This window comes from Paraburkholderia phenoliruptrix, assembly GCF_902859825.1.
GTDB lineage: Bacteria > Pseudomonadota > Gammaproteobacteria > Burkholderiales > Burkholderiaceae > Paraburkholderia > Paraburkholderia phenoliruptrix.
In genome coordinates, this window is sequence record NZ_CADIKB010000022.1 from 64,995 (window position 1) to 84,276 (window position 19,282).

Below are 19,282 nucleotides of genomic sequence, written 5' to 3' on the forward strand. Positions count from 1 at the left end.
AATTGCCCGGGGCGCACTACACCTTTGAGCAATCTCCAGCGCGCCGCACGGAAATGCCCGCAGCCCGCCCCTTGCTGCTACACGGCGCGAACCTCGATGATCTTCGCCGCCTTCCCGGTGCGCTCAGCGAGGCGCGTGCGGTCTTTCACCGCACCGGCCAACTGACCGCAGGCAGCGTCGATATCATCGCCGCGTGTTTTACGCACTGTGGTGACGACGCCCGCGTCCATCAACACTTGTGCAAACCGCTTGATCTGTTCCTGCTTCGAGCGCACGAGGCCCGACTCCGGGAACGGGTTAAACGGAATCAGATTGAACTTGCACGGGACGTCGCGAGTGAGCGCGAGCAGTTCGCGCGCTTGCGCTTCGCTGTCGTTCACGCCGTCGAGCATGCAATATTCGAAGGTGATGAAATCGCGCGGCGCGACTTTCAGATAGCGCTGGCAAGCCGCCATCAATTCGCGCAGCGGATACTTCTTATTTAGGGGCACGAGCATGTCGCGCAGCGGATCGCTCGGCGCATGCAGCGACACCGCCAGCGCAACCGGCAGATCGGCGCCGAGCCGGTCCATCATGGGCACGACGCCCGAGGTCGACAACGTGACGCGCCGCCGCGACAGACCGTAGGCGTTGTCGTCGAGCATGAGGCGCATGGCGGGTACGACCGCGTCGTAGTTCAGAAGCGGCTCGCCCATGCCCATCATCACGACGTTTGTGACGACGCGCTCGCCCTTGCCCTCGCCGCCCGTGGCCCGGCCGCCGGCCGCGCCGAGCGACGCGCGCAGCGCGAACTCGGCCATCCGCAACTGGCCGATGATTTCACCGGTTGTGAGATTGCGCGAGAAACCCTGCTTGCCCGTCGAGCAGAAACGGCAGTTCACCGCGCAGCCGGCCTGCGACGACACGCACAGCGTGCCGCGCGTTTCCTCCGGAATGAACACGGTTTCCACTGCGTTGCTGTTGCCGACGTCGATCAGCCACTTGCGCGTGCCGTCGGCGGAAACATGGTCGCTCACGATGCCCGGCATGGTGAGCGTGGCGCGCCCCTTGAGCTTTTCGCGCAAGGACTTCGCGAGATCGGTCATGCCGTCGAAGTCCGCAGCGTTGTACTGGTGGATCCAGCGCTGCAATTGTTTGGCGCGAAACGGCTTCTCGCCCAGGCTTTCGCAATAGGCGACAAGCCCTTGGGCGTCGAGGTCGAGAAGGTTGACGGTGGAACTGCTCGTCATATCGAATCCTGCCATTTCAGTGCGAGACTGCGCTCATGCAACAAGCTGCATGAACGCAAACCGTTCGCGCCCATCCCTGCTGCTTTTACCTTACTACGTTGCGCGGCGATTGGTGTGAATAAAGCCGATTGGCTGCACCGACCGCCGGCGCAATCCAGCATTAGCGCGAATAAACGTTGACTTGCGGGAAGAAGAAGGCGATTTCAACCGCCGCCGTTTCAGCCGCGTCCGAACCGTGCACCGCGTTAGCGTCGATGCTGTCGGCGAAATCCGCACGAATCGTGCCCTTTTCCGCCTTCTTCGGGTCCGTTGCGCCCATCAGGTCGCGGTGCTTCAGGATGGCGTTCTCGCCTTCCAGCACTTGCACGACCACCGGGCCGGAGATCATGAATTCGACCAGGTCCTTGAAGAACGGACGTGCAGCGTGCACCGCGTAGAACTTCTCAGCGTCGGCGCGCGACAGGTGGACCATGCGCGAAGCCACGATCTTCAGGCCGGCGTTTTCGAAACGGCTGTAGATCTGGCCGATCACGTTCTTGGCCACTGCGTCCGGCTTGATAATGGACAGGGTGCGTTCGATCGCCATAAAAACTCCAAAAAATTAAGAGGTTACAGATTCAAATGAATCCGCTATTGTAGCATGTTCCCGTGTATGATTGCGATTGAACCCTTACAGCACTGAAAGACTCCAAGCAGGAGTTTCTGAATACTGGTAGCGTAGGCTCTGTGAGCCCTTTCCACGCATTTTTCGAAGCGTCGGCGGCATTGAAACTCCGGGCCGCCGCACTAATCTTAGGAACGGGTAGTCCGCGAGGGCGGGGAAAGCCTGCGCGGCGCATGCAGGAACGCTGGACAAACCGCTTACACCATCACGCAACACGCTTCTGACGTAAGGAGAGACCATGAACGATCATCCGTATAGCTTTGGCCGCACCGGCGCGGTCAGCACGGTCGAAACGCGTAACCGCGTGCTACGAAACACCTACTGGCTGCTTGCACTGTCCATGATCCCGACCGTGCTCGGTGCCTGGGTGGGTCTCGCCACCGGTTTCTCGCTGTTCGCCGCCACCAGCCCCGCCATGAGCATGCTCGCGTTCTTCGCGATTGCGTTCGGCTTCATGTTCGCGATCGAAAGAACCAAGAACAGCTCCGCCGGCGTGTTCGTCCTGCTCGGCTTCACTTTCTTCATGGGCCTGATGCTGTCGCGCATTCTGGGCTTCGTGCTGGGTTTCTCCAACGGCCCGTCGCTCATCATGCTCGCCTTCGGTGGCACCGGTGTGATCTTCGCCTCCATGGCGACCATCGCCACCGTCAGCAAGCGCGACTTTTCGGGCCTCGGCAAGTGGCTCTTCATGGGCGTGATCGTGCTGCTGCTAGCCTCGGTCGCGAACGTGTTCCTGCACTTGCCGGCGCTGATGCTCACGGTGTCCGTCATGGCGATCGTGATCTTCTCGGCGTACATGCTGTTCGACGTGCAGCGCGTCGTGAACGGCGGCGAGACGAACTACATCACCGCGGCACTCGCCATCTATCTCGACCTGTACAACGTGTTCGTGAACCTGCTGGCGCTGCTCGGCATTTTCGGCGGCAACCGCAACTAAGCTTCATGCAGCACGGCTAGGCACGGCGCTCAACGTGCCGGCCTCGCAAAAAAGCCCATAACGAACAACCGTTATGGGCTTTTTTATTCCCGCCGCTCTAGTCGCAACGGGCCGGCTCAGCAGCGCTCAAAGGCTCAGCCACTCAAATCCTTCAGCCTGCGAGGCAACCACGACGTCGGTCGATGCGGCGCCCAACACGCCCGCCATAGCCGCCTGCGCGAGTTCCGGCAGATTGTTTTGCTGGCTTAGATGCGCCGCAACCAGGTGGCGCAGGCGCGACCGGTCGAGCGAGGCGAGGATTTCCGCCGCGGCGTCGTTGTTCAAATGCCCGTGATTCCCGCCGATGCGCGCCTTCAGCGATTGCGGATAGCGGCTGCCGGCGAGCATGCGCACGTCGTGATTGCATTCGAGCACCAGCGCGTCGCAACCGCTCAACACGGCGCTGATATGCGGCGTGGACGTGCCGACGTCCGTCAGCACGCCAAGGCGGCTCGCGCCATTCGAGAAGACATATTGCAGCGGCTCGCGGGCGTCGTGAGGAACCGTGTAGGGCAGCACGCTCAGATCGCCGATGGCGACTGCTTCGTCGCCCCACAGGACTTGCAGATCGACGGCGGCGTCATCCGCGCCGACCGCGCGCGCCGTGCCCCAGCTCATGTACAGCGGAATCGACCACTTGCGCGCCAGCGTGAGCGCGCTGCCGATGTGGTCGCTGTGTTCGTGCGTAATCAGAATAGCGTCGAGGCCTTCGGCGCTCGAGCCGAGCCGTGCGAGGCGGCGCTCGACTTCCTTCGCCGAAAAACCGCAATCGAGCAGCACGCGTGTGGTGGTCGCGCCGCTTTGCGCCTCCGCCAGCAACGCGTTGCCTTCACTGCCGCTGCCAAGACTTGCGAACCGCACAGCCCGATCAGTTCAGTTGCGCGTGCAGAAGCGTGACGATGCGCTGCGCGTCGGACGAATTGTCGATCTGCCCGTTCGCGTCGAGCACCGCCACTTGCGTCACGGTGTCGCCCTTCGGACGCACGTTGACGAGGAATTCCTGGCCCGGCTTCTTCGCCGAATTGCCGCCGTAGAACAGCTTGCCGAGGAGCCCCTCTTTCTTCAGCTCCTGCATCGAGTCGGCGTAGCGCACGTAGTAAATACCCTTCTCGCGGTCGCGGTTGTCGACGGTGAAGTTCGTGCGATCGAGCGCGAGACCCACGCGCAGCCAGGCGCGGTCGAACGATTCCTGCAGATCGAGCGTGGATGCGCCCGCGCTCTTGTCGAGCGTTGACGGTGCGGTGGCCGGACGCGCTTCCGTCAGCAATTGCTTGGACTGCTTGTCGGTCAGGCCGAATTTCTGCATCAGCTTGGTGAGAAACAGCGCTTCCAACGCGGGATCGCGCGGACGCTCTTCCCAGCGCGACGACGTCTTGTCCTGACCCGTGAGCACTTCTTCCATTGCGCTATGCGTGACGGAAATGTCTGTCGTGTCGGAAGGACCACGCGACACGAGGGTGCGGAAACTGTCACGCGTGCCCGACGAATACGCGAAGTCGATCACTTTGCCCACCGTGCGGCGGAACCAGTCGTCCGGAATGTTGGCGCGGTTCTCCGCCCAGTCGGTCACCATGATGCCGGTAGCCGGCGCATCGGTTTTCAGCGCAAAGCCGTTTTCCTGCCAGAACTCCTGCAGTTGCGGCCACAGTTGTTCCGGCGAGCGGCCGTCGACCACGAGCCAGCGGCGGTCGCCGTCGCGCTCGATATGCATGCCGTACGGGTCTTGCGCGTTCGGCTGGCCTTCCGTCGAATTACCGGCCGCCGTGACCGCACGCTTGGTTGCGCCGCCGAGCGCGAGATTGGCCGGCGGCGCGACGTAACGCTGATCGGTTGCGGTGGTGCTCAGATCGCCGGGAATGGCGAGCGGCGGCGCGCTGCCCGCAGCCTTGTAATTCACGCGATCGGAAGCGAACCAGTCGTTCAGGGTGTCACAGCCGGCGAGCGTCACCAGGGCAAGCGTCAGCGCCGCCATGCGGGTTGCGTGGAGGGAAAGTGCGGAACGTTTCATGAGGTCCTTCGTGATGCTGGAACGCGGTGCCTGGTTCTGTGTGCCGGGAACGTGGGCTGGATCGACGTCGGTTAAGGAAATGCCGGTGACTGGGTGGCGCTGACGGGTACGGCCGTAGCCGCCTAGCCGAGCAGGCCCGCTTCGCGCAGCGCGCCGCGCACCACTTCGTGGTATTGCGCGTCGAGCGGCGTGAGCGGCAGGCGGATCCCGCCCTGCACACGACCCAATTGCTGCAGCGCCCATTTCGCCGGAATCGGATTCGATTCGATGAACAGGTTCTTATGCAGCGACAACAGCTTCAGATGAATCTCACGCGCGGTCTTTGCGTCCGCCGCGAGTGCCGCCTTGCACAGCTCGCTCATGGCGCGCGGCGCGACGTTCGCGGTCACCGAAATATTGCCGTGGCCGCCGAGCAGCATCAGCGCGATCGCCGTAGGATCGTCGCCGCTGTAAATGCCGAAGTGCGCGGGCGCCGACTTGATCAGATGCGCGGCGCGGTCGATGTTGCCGGTCGCTTCCTTCACACCAATGATGCCCGGCACCTGCGCGCAACGCAGAATGGTCTCGTTGCTCATGTCCGCGACCGTGCGGCCCGGCACGTTGTACAGAATCACCGGCAGATCGACCGTTTCGGCGATCTTCACAAAATGGCGATAGATGCCTTCCTGGGTCGGCTTGTTGTAATACGGCACGACCTGCAGCGTCGCGTCCGCGCCGACTTCCTTCGCCTCGCGCGTCAGTTCGATCGCTTCCGCAGTCGAATTGCCGCCCGAGCCGGCGATCACCGGAATGCGGCCCGCCGTGTGCTCGACGGCGGTCTTGACCATCAGCACGTGCTCTTCGACGGACAGCGTTGCCGACTCGCCGCTCGTACCCACCACGACGAGCGCGTTCGTGCCCTCGGCGACATGCCAGTCGATCAGTTTGCGGAATGCCGGCAAGTCGAGGCTGCCGTCTTCGAGCATCGGAGTGATGATGGCAGGAATGCTGCCGCGAATCCGCACTCCGCTGCTGCCGGCCGCATTGTCCGCTTGAGTGCCCGCCGCTTGAGTGCCCGCTTGTGTGACGTTAGTCATGAAAAGCCATGAATTTGATCAGGTAAACCGCGATTGTAGCGGATTAGCCAGCCAACTCGTAACAAGGCGGGGGTGTCGCCTGCGCGGGATTGTCTGAGCGGTCCGCCTCCAGAATGGCGCAGATGCGCTGGACGTAAGCCGGGCGTGGCTGCGCGAGAAAACCGTCCTGAAACGCGACCACCCTCAACTGGCCGCGCACCACCTCGAGCAACTCGCCGGGCGCGAGCAGAAACGCCGGATTAGAAGGCTTGCCGACCGTTTCGTTTCCTTTCGCAAAGGTCTCGTAAACCAGTACGCCGCCGGGCGCGAGGGATTGAATCAGCCTCGCGAAAAGCGGCCGGTGCAAATAGTTGGTGACGACGACGGCCGCGAATGTCGCCTCCGCGGGCAACGGCCATGGCGCGCTCTCGATGTCGGCGACAACCGGTGTGACGAGCGGCTCGTCAGCGAGCGTATTCAGGGCGGCGGCGTCGCGGTCGATTGCCGTCACCGGATGGCCGAGCGACGCAAAAAACCGCGCGTGGCGCCCTGCTCCCGAGGCCACGTCGAGCACCGCGCCCCCCGCCGGGACGAGATGCGCCCAATGGCGCACCCAGCGCGACGGCTCGCCCAATCCATGCACGTTGACTGCGGGGCTGCTCATGACGTGGCGGCGAATGCTCAGTTGTACTTTAGTTGTACGACAGACCCATCGCCTCGCGCACGTCCCGCATGGTTTCCGTGGCGAAGCGGCGCGCCTTGTCGCAGCCGTCGGCGACAATCGCGCGCAGCAGCGACGGGTCGTCCATGTACTTCTGCGCGCGCTCGAGCATGGGCTGCTGTTCGCGCAAAATACCTTCAATCACCGGCTGCTTGCACTCCAGACAGCCGATGCCGGCCGAGCGGCAACCTTTCTGAACCCACTCATGCGTGGTTTCGTCCGTGTAGACCTGGTGCAGTTGCCACACCGGGCACTTGTCCGGGTCGCCCGGGTCCGTGCGGCGCACGCGTGCCGGATCGGTCGGCATGGTGCGCACCTTCTTCGTGATGGTTTCGGCGTCCTCGCGCAGACCGATCGTGTTGCCGTACGACTTCGACATTTTCTGGCCGTCCAGCCCCGGCATACGCGAGGCCTCCGTCAGCATGACCTGCGGCTCGACCAGAATGATCTTGCGCGAGCCTTCCAGGTAGCCGAACAGACGCTCGCGGTCGCTCATCGACAGGCTTTGCGACTCCTGCAACATGGCGCGCGCCTGCTCGAGCGCTTCGTCGTCGCCTTCCTGCTGGTAGGCGTTGCGCAGCTCGTGATACAGCTTGGAGCGCTTGCCGCCGAGCTTCTTCGCGGCTTCGTTCGCTTTTTCCTCGAAGCCCGGCTCGCGGCCATACAGGTAATTGAAACGGCGCGCGATTTCACGCGTCATTTCGACGTGCGGCACCTGATCTTCGCCGACCGGCACGAGCGATGCGCGATACAGCAGAATGTCCGCCGCCATCAGCACCGGATAGCCGAGGAAGCCGTAAGTCGACAGATCTTTCTCCTTCAGCTTCTCGATCTGCTCCTTGTAGGTCGGCACGCGCTCGAGCCAGCCGAGCGGCGTGCTCATGCCGAGCAGCAGCGACAGCTCCGCATGCTCGGGCACGCGGCTCTGAATGAAAAGCGTGGCCTGCGCCGGATCGATGCCCGAGGCGAGCCAGTCGATCAGCACTTCCCAGACGTTTTTCTCGATGACCTCAGGCGTTTCGTAGTGAGTCGTCAGCGCATGCCAGTCGACGACGGCGAAGAAGCACGGGTATTCGGACTGCAGCCGCACCCAGTTTTTCAGCACGCCGTGATAGTGGCCGAGGTGCAGCGACCCGGTGGGCCGCATGCCGGAGAAGATACGGTCTGGGAACATGGTTATTTAGAAAAGCGAAACAAGTGGAGTCAGAATTGCGGTGATGGCGCTGTAACCGAGCGTGACGAGCGGGCTCAGCCAGTAGCGCGTCAGCGTGCCCGTCATGACGAGCGCCATCACGATGAAAAAGCCGTACGGTTCGAGGCGCGACAGCGCGATAGCCTGGCGCGGCGGCAGGAGCGCCATCAGCACACGGCCGCCGTCGAGTGGCGGCAAAGGAAACAGATTGAGCACACCCAGCACGAGGTTGACACCGACGCCCGCGCCCGCCATGCGCGTGAAAAACGGTTCGTCGACAGCAAGGACGGCCAGCGCCACGCCGAACAGCCCCCAGATCAACGCCTGCACGAAGTTGCATGCGGGACCCGCCGCCGCGACCCACAGGCTGCCCCAGCGCGGGTTGCGCAGATTGCCGAAAGCGACCGGCACCGGTTTCGCATAGCCGAACATGAACGCGCCGCTCGTGGCGAAGTACAGGAGCAAGGGAATGGCAATGGTGCCGAGCGGGTCGATGTGCCGCATCGGATTGATGGAAACGCGGCCGAGCACGTAGGCCGTGTTGTCGCCGAGCCAGCGCGCGACGTAACCATGCGCGGCCTCATGCAGCGTGATGGCGAAGATCACCGGCAACGCGTAAACCGCGATGGTTTGTATCAGGGAAGAATCCATAACTCGCTATTGTAACAATGCGATGGCGTGCATCTGTCCGCTTTCGCTCATGCCGTCTCTTCGAGACCGAATGGCGCGAGAGAACCGCGCCCTGCCCGCACCAGCACCGGCTCGTCGCCGCTCAGATCGATCACCGTGGACGGCTCGCACACGCAAGCGCCGCCGTCGATCACCAGATCCAGTTGTTTTTCGAGCCGCGCGCGGATGTCCTCCGGGTCGTTGAGCGGCGCCGTTTCGCCCGGCAGGATCAGCGTGGAGCCAAGGAGCGGCTGACCGAGTTCGCCCAGAATGGCGAGCGTGATGGCGTGGTCCGGCACACGCAGGCCGATTGTCTTGCGCGACGGGTGCGACAGGCGCCGCGGCACTTCCTTCGTTGCCTGCAGCACGAACACATAGGGCCCCGGCGTCACCGATTTGATGAGCCGGTACTGGCGATTGTCCACCATCGCGAAGTTCGCGAGCTCCGACAGATCGCGCACGAGGAGCGACAGCAGCTGCTTCTCGTCAAGCCCGCGAATCCGGCGCAGGCGCTCCACGGCGTTCTTGTCGTCGAGATGACAGGCGAGCGCGTAGCTCGAGTCCGTCGGCAGCGCGACCACGCCGCCGTCGTTGATGATCTGCACGGCCTGCTTGACGAGGCGCGGCTGCGGGTTATCTGGATGAAGCCGGAAGTATTGGGACATGGCGGCTAACGATGACGACGAGAAACAACGTTTGATGGCGCGGTCCGACGCAAAACGACCGCGGACCGTGAGCGTCAGGCGCGGGCACGCCAAAGCGCCGGCTCGCGCGCACGACGTGCCGAAGCGGCACGGCGGGCGTTCACAGCCAGCGTTCCCAGACAGGCTTGAGATCGGAAGGAAGCGGCGGCAGCGTACCGAGCTCGACGCGGCCCTCGCCCGGCGCGTGAAAATCGGAGCCGCGCGACGCCTCGAAACCGAAGCGGCGCGCAACGTCGGCATATTCCCGGTATTGATCGGGCGTATGGCTGCCCGTGACGACTTCGATCGCCTTGCCGCCCAGATCGATGAATTCGCCGAAAAACGCGTCGAATTCGGTCGGCGAGTACGCATAGCGGCCCGGATGCGCGATGATCGCCTCGCCACCCGCTGCCTTGATCCAGCCGACCGCGTCCGCCAGCTTCGACCAGCGGTGCGCCACATAGCCGGGCTTGCCGTCGCCGAGATAGCGGTTGAACACGTCTTGCGTGGAACTGGCGTAACCGCTTTCGACCAGGAAGCGCGCGAAATGCGTGCGCGAAATCATGTCCGGGTTCGACACGTACTTGAGCGCGCCTGCATAGGCGCCGGGAATGCCGAGCGTGGCCAGCTGCTCGCCGATCGCCTCCGCGCGCGCGGCGCGCCCGTTACGCGTGCGCGCGAGCCCGTCGATCAGCACCGAGCTGGCGGGGTCGATGCCAAGCCCGACGATGTGCACCGTCCGCGCCGCCCACGTCACCGAAATTTCCACGCCGCTCAGATAGCGCATGCCGAGCTCCTCGGCGGCCTGACGCGCTTCGTGCTGGCCGCCGAGTTCGTCGTGGTCGGTGAGCGCCCACAATGTCACGCCTCCCGCATGCGCACGGCGCGCGACGTCGGCGGGCGCGAACTGGCCGTCGGAAACGGTGGAGTGGCAGTGAAGGTCGGCGTTCATCATCGTGTGGAGAAAGTTCTGCAGCCATTTTACTGCAACGCAGTAAGTGAACGCAGAGCAATTCTCACGCCGGAACCGCGTGCGCCGGGCCGGCGATCCGGCCCCGGCGCCCTCGCTAAGCGCAGAATCCCTCGATCAGCGCGGCGACCTGTTCGGGCTGGTCGTGGTGCACCATGTGCCCCGCTTCGTCGATGATCTTCTCGCGCCAGTCGGCAAACGCCTGAAAGCGCGCCTTGAATTCGTCGAGCGGAATATCGCCCGCCAGCGCGGCGAGCGTGGGCGAATGGGTGGCTTCCACATGCAGCACTTTCGCGCTCACCTTGCGCCAGACGGCCATCACTTCGTCCAGACGGTACAGCGTCGGCCCGCGCAGTTTATGCGCGGGGTCGGCGAGCAGCATGAAGCCGCCGGCGCCGTCCGGCTTCGACCAGTGCTTCGCCAGGAATTGCGCGCGGGCGGGCGCAAGCCGTGGATTGGTTTTGGTGAGCCGCGCGGCGACGTCGTCGAGGGACGCATAGCGCTTCAGTTGCGGCGGATCGCGCAGCTCGTCGAGCCAGTTTTGCAGCCGTTTGGGCGCCTGTCCGGCGTGCGCGGGCGCCAGCCCGAAACCTTCCAGATCGACCACGCGCCGCACGCGCTGTGCACGCGCGCCCGCATAGAGGCAAACGACGTTCGCGCCGAGACTATGTCCCACCAGGTTGACCTGGCCGGTCGGCGCGTAGTGATCGAGCAGCGCGTCGAGATCGGCGAGGTAATCGTGGAACCAGTAATGGCCCCCGCCGCTTTGCGCGACCGGCCAGTCCGACAGACCGAAGCCGCGCATGTCGGGCGCGATGACCTGCCAGTCGCCGCCGAGCGCATCGACGACGAACTGGAACGACGCCGCCACGTCCATCCAGCCGTGCAGCATGAAGAGCAGCGGCGCATCGGGATTGCCCCAACGCCGCACATGCAGACGGATGCCTCGCACGGGGATGAACTCGGAGCGGGAAATATTCATGGTCGGATGCACGCCAGAAAAAGAATGGTCGTTCGATTATAACGACATAGGCAGACGGCAGTGACGACAGGCGGCAACCCGTCGTCAGTGAGTCAGTCGCGCGGCGACCGGCCGGTCGGCTCAGTGCCCAACCCGACGCCTGCGAGCGCCGCCAGTTCGGCAAGCTCGGCCTCGTCGAAACCTGCGTCGCGGCGCGCCTCGAAATTGAACGGCCCGCGCAGTTTCGGCGCGTGATACTGGTCGGCGAGGCGCGTGTAGGTCGCATGCGGATCCAACCCGCCTTCCTCGCACAGATGACGAAACCAGCGGTTGCCGATCAGCACGTGGCCGATTTCGTCGCGCAGGATCACGTCGAGAATCGCGGCGGACTGACGGTCTCCCGCCTGCTGCAGACGCGCGCGGATAGGCGGTGAGGCATCGAGGCCGCGCGCCTCCAGCGTGCGAGGCACGAGCGCCATGCGCGCGAGCACATCGCCACGCGTGCGCTCGCACATGTCCCACAGGCCGTCGTGGGCGGGAAAGTCCCCGTACGCATGGCCGTATTCCGCGAGCCGCGCGCTCAGCAGCGAGAAGTGATATGCCTCTTCGGCTGCGACCTTCAGCCAGTCGGTGTAGAAGGCGGCGGGCAGGCCGGCGAAGCGCCACACGGCGTCGAGCGCCAGATTGATCGCGTTGAATTCAATATGCGCCAGCGCGTGCAGCAGCACCGCGCGTCCTTGCGGCGACTGCATGCTGCGCCGCCCCAGCTGGCGCGGTTCGACGAGCTCGGGGCGCACGGGCCGCCCAGGCAGTCCTGGTGGCTCTGGCGGCTCGTCGAGCGAGACGTCGGCGAGACACGTCGCGCTGCCGTCGAGCACCGCCGCGTATAACGCTCGCGCGCCGGCTGCCTTCGTCACCGGATCGGTCTCACGCAGCGCGGCGAGCGCCGCCGTGCGTGCGCAACACGGCGCGCCGCTCGCGTCCGGCGCGGGCCCGATGGACGAAGCGGACGGCCCGGAACGCGTGGACGTGGCCGGGAAAGCGGGGGAAACGGCGGACATCATGGAAAGGTGATCGGGCAAGGCAGTGAAACCGACGGGTGTTGAATGGCGCGGACGGCGGGCGCCGAGGCGAGAGGCGTGCGCGCCGAAGCGTTAAGCCCTCACGCCGAAGCACCCACCTCGAACCGCGCTCGCGCGTGACGCAAAGCGGCGCGACGACACAACCGTTTACAATACCCGATTCGACGCTCGCCCGGCCCTTGGGCGCCACCAGGGGCCGCCCAAGGGCCGGGCGAAAACAGGAAAAGCCGTCAAACCAGACACGCCGCGAGCCGTCCGCGCCCGGCGACCGATCCACGAGGAGACAACGTGACCATTTACAAGCTTGGCGACGCTGCACCGAACATCCACGAAAGCGTGTTCGTCGCGGATTCCGCGACCATCATCGGCAACGTGACGCTGGAGGAAAATTCGAGCGTCTGGTTCGGCGCGACGCTGCGCGGCGACAACGAGCCGATCACGCTCGGCGCGGGCAGCAACGTCCAGGAAAACGCGGTCTTGCACACCGATCCCGGCTTTCCGCTGACGATCGAGGCAAACGTGACCGTCGGGCATCAGGTCATGCTGCATGGCTGCACGATCAAGGAAGGCGCGCTGATCGGAATTCAGACGGTGGTCTTGAATGGCGCGGTAATCGGCCGCAACTGTCTGGTCGGAGCGGGCGCCATCGTGACCGAAGGCAAGGTGTTTCCCGATAATTCGCTGATTCTCGGCGCGCCCGCGAAAGTGGTGCGCGAACTGACCGAGGCGGACATCGCCAACATGCGGCGCGGCACGGCAAGTTATGCCGAGCGCCGCGAGTATTTCAAGGCGCAGCTCGTGCGCATCGGCTAAACAGCCGGGCGCGCGGCGCGCACGGTGCGTGCACGGCCTTCGCCGGGGCGCGCCATTCGATAGAGGAAAAGTTGTGAGCGACCAGTTGCAAAAATTCATGTTCAGCGCGGCGCCCGTGCGCGGCGAAATCGTTTCGCTGCGCAATACGTGGCAGGAAGTGCTGACGCGCCGCGAATACCCGGCGCCCGTGCGGACGATTCTCGGCGAGATGATGGCGGCCTGCGCGCTGCTGTCGGCGAATCTGAAGTTCGACGGCACGCTGATCATGCAGATTTTCGGCGACGGCCCCGCCAAGATGCTGGTGGTTCAATGCAGCTCCGACTTGTCGATGCGCGCGACCGCCAAGCTTTCCGGCGACGAAGGCAGCACGATCGGCGAGAGCACCTCGATGGTGGAACTGCTCAACGCAAGCGGCCACGGCCGCTGCGTGATCACACTCGATCCGCGCGACAAGAAACCCGGTCAGCAGCCGTATCAGAGTATCGTGCCGCTCTCGGGCGAAAATGGGCCGCTCAACTCGATGGCGGAAGTGCTCGAGCACTACATGCATCACTCCGAGCAGCTCGATACGCGTCTGTGGCTCGCGGCGAATTCGGAACGCGCGGTCGGCATGCTGCTGCAAAAGCTTCCCGGCGACGGCGGCATCGTCCCGCATCCCGGCGAACTGGACGCCGATACGTGGGAGCGCGTCTGCACGCTCGGCGGCACGCTGTCGCAGGACGAGCTGCTGAAGGAAGAACCGGAAACCGTGTTCCGCCGCCTCTTCTGGCAGGAAAACGTGCAGCACTTCGAGCCGGCCAGCGCGCGCTTCGAATGCACCTGCTCGCGCGAGAAGGTCGGCTCGATGCTGAAGATGCTGGGTCGCGAGGAAGTGGACGGCGTGATCGAAGAACGCGGCCACGTCGAAATCCATTGCGAGTTCTGCAACCAGCGGTACGAGTTCGACCCGGTCGACGTGGCGCAACTTTTTCTCGCCAATGCACTCTCACAAGGAGTCACGCCGGCCGCCGAGCAACGGCACTGATACCGCCGGCGGGCTGACGCTTTGCGCGTTCACCGGGTGCTGGATGAGGCGCCCGGCGTTCGTCCGGGTATCGACGGATCGAGATTCAACATGAGCATGCCCACTTCGTTGCCGCGTCCCGCCCGCGCTTTTGCCGTGTTGACGGCACTCGCGGGCCTCACTGCGTTGAGCGGTTGCATGATGGACCCGCCGGGTCCGTCGCCGATATACAGCCGGCTACCCGCCGACCAGTCGGGCATGGCCAGCACCGCTCAGCCGCTGACGCCTGCCGAGCGCCAGCGGTACGACGCCATCGATCGCCAGGTCATGGCGGAGCAGAACCAGGCGATTGCCGCGGAAAGCGCCGCACAGGCGTGGTCGCGCTATTACAGCCCGCCTGTGCCCGTCACCGTGTACGGCAGCTACTACGGCGGCGGCTGGGGGCATGGCTGGGGCACCGGCGTCGGCTTCGGCTACGGGCCGTACTGGGGCTGGTAGTGAGCTGAGCGGCGCGATGCGGGGTTGGCGGGAGATCGGCGAGGTCCGGGTTTGGCCGGACTTTCGCCGTGTCGTACCTGCTAATGGTACGTGCTAATGGCACCTGTTAATGCAAAAAGGCGCGGTTTGTGAACCGCGCCTTTTTTACGTCCGGTGAGCCGTCTCGCCCGGCCATTGCCGTCGAGGCATTTGCCGGCAACCTCAGTGCGCCGGCTTCTTTTCTTTTGCCGCTTTACCGCCGTGCTTGCGCTCCGGTTTCGCGCGCGACTCCGGATTCGGCACCACATGCAGCGGCGCGGCCGACACCTCGCCGCGAGTCGACGTCGCGGTGGAAGGCGCATTGGCCGTCGGCAACGGTGCATTCGGCGACACGAACTGGACGAACACCTCGCCGTCTTTCACCATGCCCATCTCGTACCGGGCGCGCTCTTCGACGGCAGCCGTGCCGTTCTGCAGATCCTGCACCTCGCCCTGAATGCGCTCGTTGCGCAGCTTGGCGTCGGCGTTCTTTTGCATCTGCTGCGCGAGTTGCTGCTGCAGTTCGTGAACGCGCAACCATCCGCCATGGCCCCACCACAGCGGATACTGGATCAACGCCAGCAGAACGATCAATACAGCAGTGACGAGCCGCATGAAGTAAGCACAATAAATACGCGCCGCCCTGCGCTTTACGCAGGGCGGCGAGGTCAATCAGACACGAGGAAAAACCGGCTCATCGGTCAGTGCAGAAACAGTCTGGTTCTGACCATTCATTAGCGCAGATTGTAGAACGCCGACTTGCCCGGATAGCTGGCGATATCGCCGAGGTCCTCTTCGATACGCAGCAGCTGGTTGTACTTCGAGATACGGTCCGAACGCGACAGCGAGCCCGTCTTGATCTGGCCGGCGTTCAGGCCGACGGCGATATCGGCAATCGTCGAATCTTCCGTTTCGCCCGAGCGGTGCGAGATCACCGCCGTGTAGCCCGCGCGCTTCGCCATTTCGATGGCGGCGAAAGTTTCGGTCAGCGTACCGATCTGGTTGATCTTGATGAGGATCGAGTTCGCGATGCCCTTCTCGATACCTTCCTTCAGAATGCGCGTGTTGGTGACGAAGAGGTCGTCGCCCACCAGCTGGATTTTCTTGCCGAGCTTCTCGGTGAGCAGCTTCCAGCCTTCCCAGTCGCCTTCGTGCATGCCGTCTTCGATCGACACGATCGGGAACTTGTCGGCGAGCGTGGCCAGGTAGTCGGTGAATTCCGCCGACGACAGTTGCAGGCCCTCGCCCGCCAACTGGTACTTGCCGTCGTGGTAGAACTCGCTCGCTGCGCAGTCGAGCGCGAGCAGCACGTCTTCGCCCGCGCGGTAGCCTGCTTTTTCGATGGCTTGCAGGATGGTGGACAGGCATTCGTCGTTGCTGCCGAAGTTCGGTGCGAAACCGCCTTCGTCGCCGACTGCCGTGCTCATGCCGCGGTCCGACAGGATCTTCTTCAGCGCGTGGAAAACTTCTGCGCCGCAGCGCAGTGCTTCGCGGAAGGTCGGCTGGCTGACCGGGACGATCATGAATTCCTGGATGTCCAGACTGTTGTTCGCGTGCGCGCCGCCGTTGACGATGTTCATCATCGGGACCGGCAGTTGCATGGCGCCCGAACCGCCGAAGTAACGGTAGAGCGGCAGGCCGGCTTCTTCTGCGGCGGCCTTCGCGACGGCCATCGACACAGCCAGCATCGCGTTCGCACCGAGGCGCGACTTGTTGTCCGTGCCGTCGAGTTCCAGCAGCGTCTTGTCGAGAAACGCCTGCTCGGAAGCGTCGAGGCCCATGATCGCTTCGGAGATTTCGGTGTTGATGTGCTCGACAGCCTTCAGCACGCCCTTGCCGCTGTAGCGGCCGGTTTCGCCGTCGCGCAGTTCGATTGCTTCGCGCGAGCCGGTGGACGCGCCCGACGGCACCGCGGCGCGGCCCATCGTGCCAGACTCGAGCAGCACGTCGCATTCGACGGTGGGGTTGCCTCGCGAATCGAGAATCTCTCGACCGATGATATCTACGATAGCACTCATGGTTTCCTCAAGAAATGACGATGAATTCTTTGCTGTGACACTGCACCTGGCGCCTCGCGTGGCGTCGGCCGGCCACACCGACAGACCACTTGCGCGCCGATACGTTCGACGACCATTGTGTGCATTTGCCGCGCGCCCGCTGCCGTGACCGGCTCATGCTGCGAGCACGCGGCGCATGCCTGATTCAGTTGAAATCGCTTTCGAGGAACGGCGCGCGCTTCACGGCCTGATCGAGCGTGACGAGCGTTTCCAGCAGATCGGCCATGCGATGCAGCGGCACGGCGTTCGGACCGTCCGACTTCGCTTCTGCCGGATTCGGATGTGTTTCCATGAAGAGCCCTGCCACGCCGACCGCAACGGCCGCCCGCGCGAGCACCGGCACGAACTCGCGCTGACCGCCCGAACTCGTGCCCTGCCCGCCTGGCAACTGCACCGAATGCGTCGCGTCGAACACGACGGGCGCGTTCGTTTCGCGCATGATCGCGAGCGAGCGCATGTCCGACACCAGGTTGTTATAACCGAACGACACGCCGCGTTCGCACGCCATGAAACGGTCTTCGGACAGGCCCGCTTCGCGTGCCGCGTCGCGCGCCTTGTCGATCACGTTCTTCATGTCGTGCGGCGCGAGAAACTGGCCCTTCTTGATGTTGACCGGCTTGCCCGAGCGCGCGCACGCGTGGATGAAGTCCGTTTGACGGCACAGAAAGGCCGGCGTTTGCAGCACGTCGACCACCGAGGCGACCTGTTCGATCTCGTGCTCCGCGTGAACATCCGTCAGCACCGGCAGGCCGAGCTGACGCTTCACTTCCGACAGAATGCGCAAACCTTCGTCCATGCCAAGACCGCGAAACGACTTGCCGCTGCTGCGATTGGCCTTGTCGTACGACGATTTGTAGATGAACGGAATGTTCAGCTTCGCGCAGATTTCCTTCAGGCGGCCTGCCGTGTCGATCGTCATTTGCTCCGATTCGACGACACAGGTGCCCGCGATCAGGAAAAACGGCTTGTCGAGCCCGATTTCGAAATCGCCCAGCTTCATGCTTTCTCCCCGACTTCATTCGCGACGCGCGACTGCTGATGCGCAAGCGCTGCCTCGACGAACGACTTGAACAGCGGATGGCCGTCGCGCGGCGTGGACGTGAATTCCGGGTGGAACTGCACGCCGACGAACCACGGGTGCATGCTGCGCGGCAGTTCCATCATTTCCGGCAGATCTTCACTCGGGGTACGGGCGCTGATGATAAGACCGCCGGCCTCGAGCTGGGGCACGAAGCGGTTATTGACTTCATAACGGTGACGGTGACGCTCGTTCACGTCCTTGCCGTAGATTTCCTCGGCCATCGTGCCGGGCTTGATCGGGCAGCGTTGCGAACCGAGGCGCATCGTGCCGCCGAGATCCGACTCTTCCGTACGCTTTTCGACGCGGCCTTCGCGGTCATACCATTCGGTGATGAGCGCGACCACGCGGTTCGGGGTTTCCTGGTCGAATTCCGTACTGTTCGCGTCTTTCAGGCCTACGACGTCGCGCGCGAATTCGATCACGGCGAGCTGCATGCCGAGGCAGATGCCGAGATACGGCACCTTCGCTTCGCGCGCATAGCGGATGGCGGCGATCTTGCCTTCCGTGCCGCGACGGCCGAAGCCGCCAGGCACGAGCACAGCGTCCAGATGCTTGAGACTTTCGACGCCTTGCGTCTCGATCTCTTCAGAATCGATATATTCGATGTTCACGCGCGTCGCCGTGTGCATGGACGCGTGGCGCAGCGCTTCGATCAGCGACTTGTACGACTCCGTCAGATCGACGTACTTGCCGACCATGCCGATCGTGACTTCGTGTTCGGGGTTTTGCAGCTTTTCGACAAGTTCCGACCACATGGACAGGTCGGCCGCTTTCGGCGTGAGCTTGAGCTCTTCGCAGATGATCGCGTCAAGACCCTGATCGTGCAGCATCTGCGGAATCTTGTAGATGCTGTCCGCGTCCCACACCGAAATGACGGCGTCTTCGGGCACGTTCGAGAACATGGAGATTTTCGCGCGCTCGTCGTCGGGAATGCGGCGGTCGGCGCGGCACAACAGCACATGCGGTGAAATACCGATTTCGCGCAGCTTCTGTACGCTGTGCTGCGTGGGCTTGGTCTTCAGCTCGCCGGCGGTGGCGACCCAGGGCACAAGCGTGAGATGCACGAAGCACGCGCTGTTGCGCCCCATGCGCAGGCTCATTTGACGCGCAGCCTCGAGGAACGGCAGCGATTCGATGTCGCCCACCGTGCCGCCCACTTCGACGATCGCGACGTCCGGCTCGCCGCAGGTGGCCGACGCCGCGCCACGCTCGATGAACGCCTGGATTTCATTCGTGATGTGCGGAATGACCTGGACCGTCTTGCCGAGGTAATCGCCGCGGCGTTCCTTGCGGATCACCGATTCGTAAATCTGGCCCGTGGTGAAATTGTTGGCCTTGCGCATCTTCGTGCTGATGAAGCGCTCATAGTGGCCGAGGTCGAGGTCGGTCTCCGCTCCGTCTTCCGTTACGAACACTTCGCCGTGCTGGAACGGGCTCATCGTGCCGGGGTCGACATTGATGTAGGGATCGAGCTTGAGGAGGGTGACTTTCAGACCGCGCGATTCGAGAATCGCGGCGAGGGAAGCGGCGGCAATACCCTTGCCGAGGGAAGATACTACGCCGCCGGTGACGAAAACATATTTGGTCATCGCTGGATGCTCG

The 19,282-nt window shown here is 63.8% G+C and carries 20 protein-coding genes; 4 read left to right on the top strand and 16 right to left on the bottom strand.

All coding sequences use genetic code 11. From position 1 onward, the window contains the following. Positions 1-77: 77 nt before the first annotated feature. Together rlmN and ndk are read right to left on the bottom strand one after the other, a co-directional pair. Positions 78-1,229 carry a dual-specificity RNA methyltransferase RlmN gene (rlmN, locus tag HV711_RS20680; protein ID WP_013588889.1) on the bottom strand — a complete coding sequence of 384 codons (1,152 nt, stop codon included), beginning with the start codon at positions 1,227-1,229 and terminating at the stop codon, positions 78-80. Between the two features lie 160 nt (positions 1,230-1,389). After that, entirely contained in the window at positions 1,390-1,815 is a 426-nt protein-coding gene (ndk, locus tag HV711_RS20685) for a nucleoside-diphosphate kinase (RefSeq protein ID WP_013338797.1), read from the bottom strand. A gap of 316 nt (positions 1,816-2,131) precedes the next feature. Here ndk and HV711_RS20690 point away from each other — a divergent pair, with 316 nt between their 5' ends. Continuing rightward, positions 2,132-2,830: a Bax inhibitor-1/YccA family protein gene (locus HV711_RS20690; RefSeq protein WP_013588890.1), complete on the top strand. Its 699-nt coding sequence runs from the start codon at positions 2,132-2,134 to the stop codon at positions 2,828-2,830. 126 nt (positions 2,831-2,956) lie between these two features. On the opposite strand, the gene HV711_RS20695 is transcribed toward HV711_RS20690, so the two are convergent. The 10 genes from HV711_RS20695 to HV711_RS20740 form a co-directional block, all read right to left on the bottom strand. Continuing rightward, entirely contained in the window at positions 2,957-3,730 is a 774-nt protein-coding gene (locus HV711_RS20695) for an MBL fold metallo-hydrolase (protein ID WP_035477775.1), read from the bottom strand. Positions 3,731-3,737: 7 nt separating this feature from the next. Further along, positions 3,738-4,877 (bottom strand): NlpB/DapX family lipoprotein, encoded by a 1,140-nt coding sequence (bamC, locus tag HV711_RS20700; RefSeq protein ID WP_013588892.1) that lies wholly within the window; start codon positions 4,875-4,877, stop codon positions 3,738-3,740. A 122-nt stretch (positions 4,878-4,999) separates the two neighbouring features. Further along, the gene (dapA, locus tag HV711_RS20705; protein ID WP_028363407.1) at positions 5,000-5,953 is read right to left on the bottom strand and encodes a 4-hydroxy-tetrahydrodipicolinate synthase; all 954 of its coding nucleotides are present in this window, start codon (positions 5,951-5,953) and stop codon (positions 5,000-5,002) included. A 43-nt stretch (positions 5,954-5,996) separates the two neighbouring features. Next, complete coding sequence (locus HV711_RS20710; RefSeq protein WP_035477774.1) at positions 5,997-6,596, bottom strand: class I SAM-dependent methyltransferase; 600 nt, start codon at positions 6,594-6,596, stop codon at positions 5,997-5,999. Between the two features lie 28 nt (positions 6,597-6,624). Beyond that, a complete protein-coding gene (locus HV711_RS20715) occupies positions 6,625-7,827 on the bottom strand; it encodes a tryptophan--tRNA ligase (protein WP_013588895.1) in 1,203 nt (400 codons plus the stop codon). 6 nt (positions 7,828-7,833) lie between these two features. Beyond that, positions 7,834-8,496 (bottom strand): site-2 protease family protein, encoded by a 663-nt coding sequence (locus HV711_RS20720; RefSeq protein ID WP_013588896.1) that lies wholly within the window; start codon positions 8,494-8,496, stop codon positions 7,834-7,836. Between the two features lie 47 nt (positions 8,497-8,543). Continuing rightward, positions 8,544-9,179, bottom strand: a complete 636-nt coding sequence (locus HV711_RS20725; protein ID WP_035477854.1) for an L-threonylcarbamoyladenylate synthase — start codon at positions 9,177-9,179, stop codon at positions 8,544-8,546. A gap of 139 nt (positions 9,180-9,318) precedes the next feature. Continuing rightward, a complete protein-coding gene (locus HV711_RS20730; RefSeq protein ID WP_028363410.1) occupies positions 9,319-10,149 on the bottom strand; it encodes a 3',5'-nucleoside bisphosphate phosphatase in 831 nt (276 codons plus the stop codon). Positions 10,150-10,264: 115 nt separating this feature from the next. After that, positions 10,265-11,149 carry an alpha/beta fold hydrolase gene (locus HV711_RS20735; protein ID WP_035477772.1) on the bottom strand — a complete coding sequence of 295 codons (885 nt, stop codon included), beginning with the start codon at positions 11,147-11,149 and terminating at the stop codon, positions 10,265-10,267. A gap of 92 nt (positions 11,150-11,241) precedes the next feature. Further along, positions 11,242-12,192 (bottom strand): ferritin-like domain-containing protein, encoded by a 951-nt coding sequence (locus HV711_RS20740; protein ID WP_035477770.1) that lies wholly within the window; start codon positions 12,190-12,192, stop codon positions 11,242-11,244. 306 nt (positions 12,193-12,498) lie between these two features. On the opposite strand from HV711_RS20740, the gene HV711_RS20745 reads away from it, so the two are divergent. From HV711_RS20745 to HV711_RS20755, 3 genes are all read left to right on the top strand, one after another. After that, positions 12,499-13,023, top strand: a complete 525-nt coding sequence (locus HV711_RS20745) for a gamma carbonic anhydrase family protein (RefSeq protein WP_035477769.1) — start codon at positions 12,499-12,501, stop codon at positions 13,021-13,023. Positions 13,024-13,096: 73 nt separating this feature from the next. Continuing rightward, entirely contained in the window at positions 13,097-14,047 is a 951-nt protein-coding gene (hslO, locus tag HV711_RS20750; RefSeq protein WP_013588902.1) for an Hsp33 family molecular chaperone HslO, read from the top strand. 90 nt (positions 14,048-14,137) lie between these two features. After that, the gene (locus HV711_RS20755) at positions 14,138-14,524 is read left to right on the top strand and encodes a hypothetical protein (protein WP_013588903.1); all 387 of its coding nucleotides are present in this window, start codon (positions 14,138-14,140) and stop codon (positions 14,522-14,524) included. A 201-nt stretch (positions 14,525-14,725) separates the two neighbouring features. On the opposite strand, the gene ftsB is transcribed toward HV711_RS20755, so the two are convergent. The 4 genes from ftsB to pyrG all read right to left on the bottom strand — a co-directional run bounded on the left by ftsB (position 14,726) and on the right by pyrG (position 19,269). Further along, positions 14,726-15,157, bottom strand: a complete 432-nt coding sequence (gene ftsB, locus HV711_RS20760; protein WP_013588904.1) for a cell division protein FtsB — start codon at positions 15,155-15,157, stop codon at positions 14,726-14,728. A 119-nt stretch (positions 15,158-15,276) separates the two neighbouring features. Beyond that, on the bottom strand, positions 15,277-16,560 hold the full coding sequence (gene eno, locus HV711_RS20765) for a phosphopyruvate hydratase (RefSeq protein ID WP_013588905.1): 1,284 nt from the start codon (positions 16,558-16,560) through the stop codon (positions 15,277-15,279). Positions 16,561-16,744: 184 nt separating this feature from the next. After that, entirely contained in the window at positions 16,745-17,599 is an 855-nt protein-coding gene (gene kdsA / locus HV711_RS20770; protein ID WP_013588906.1) for a 3-deoxy-8-phosphooctulonate synthase, read from the bottom strand. Next, positions 17,596-19,269 (bottom strand): CTP synthase, encoded by a 1,674-nt coding sequence (gene pyrG / locus HV711_RS20775; protein ID WP_013588907.1) that lies wholly within the window; start codon positions 19,267-19,269, stop codon positions 17,596-17,598. The genes kdsA and pyrG overlap by 4 nt, the downstream gene beginning before the upstream one ends. Positions 19,270-19,282 lie beyond the last annotated feature (13 nt).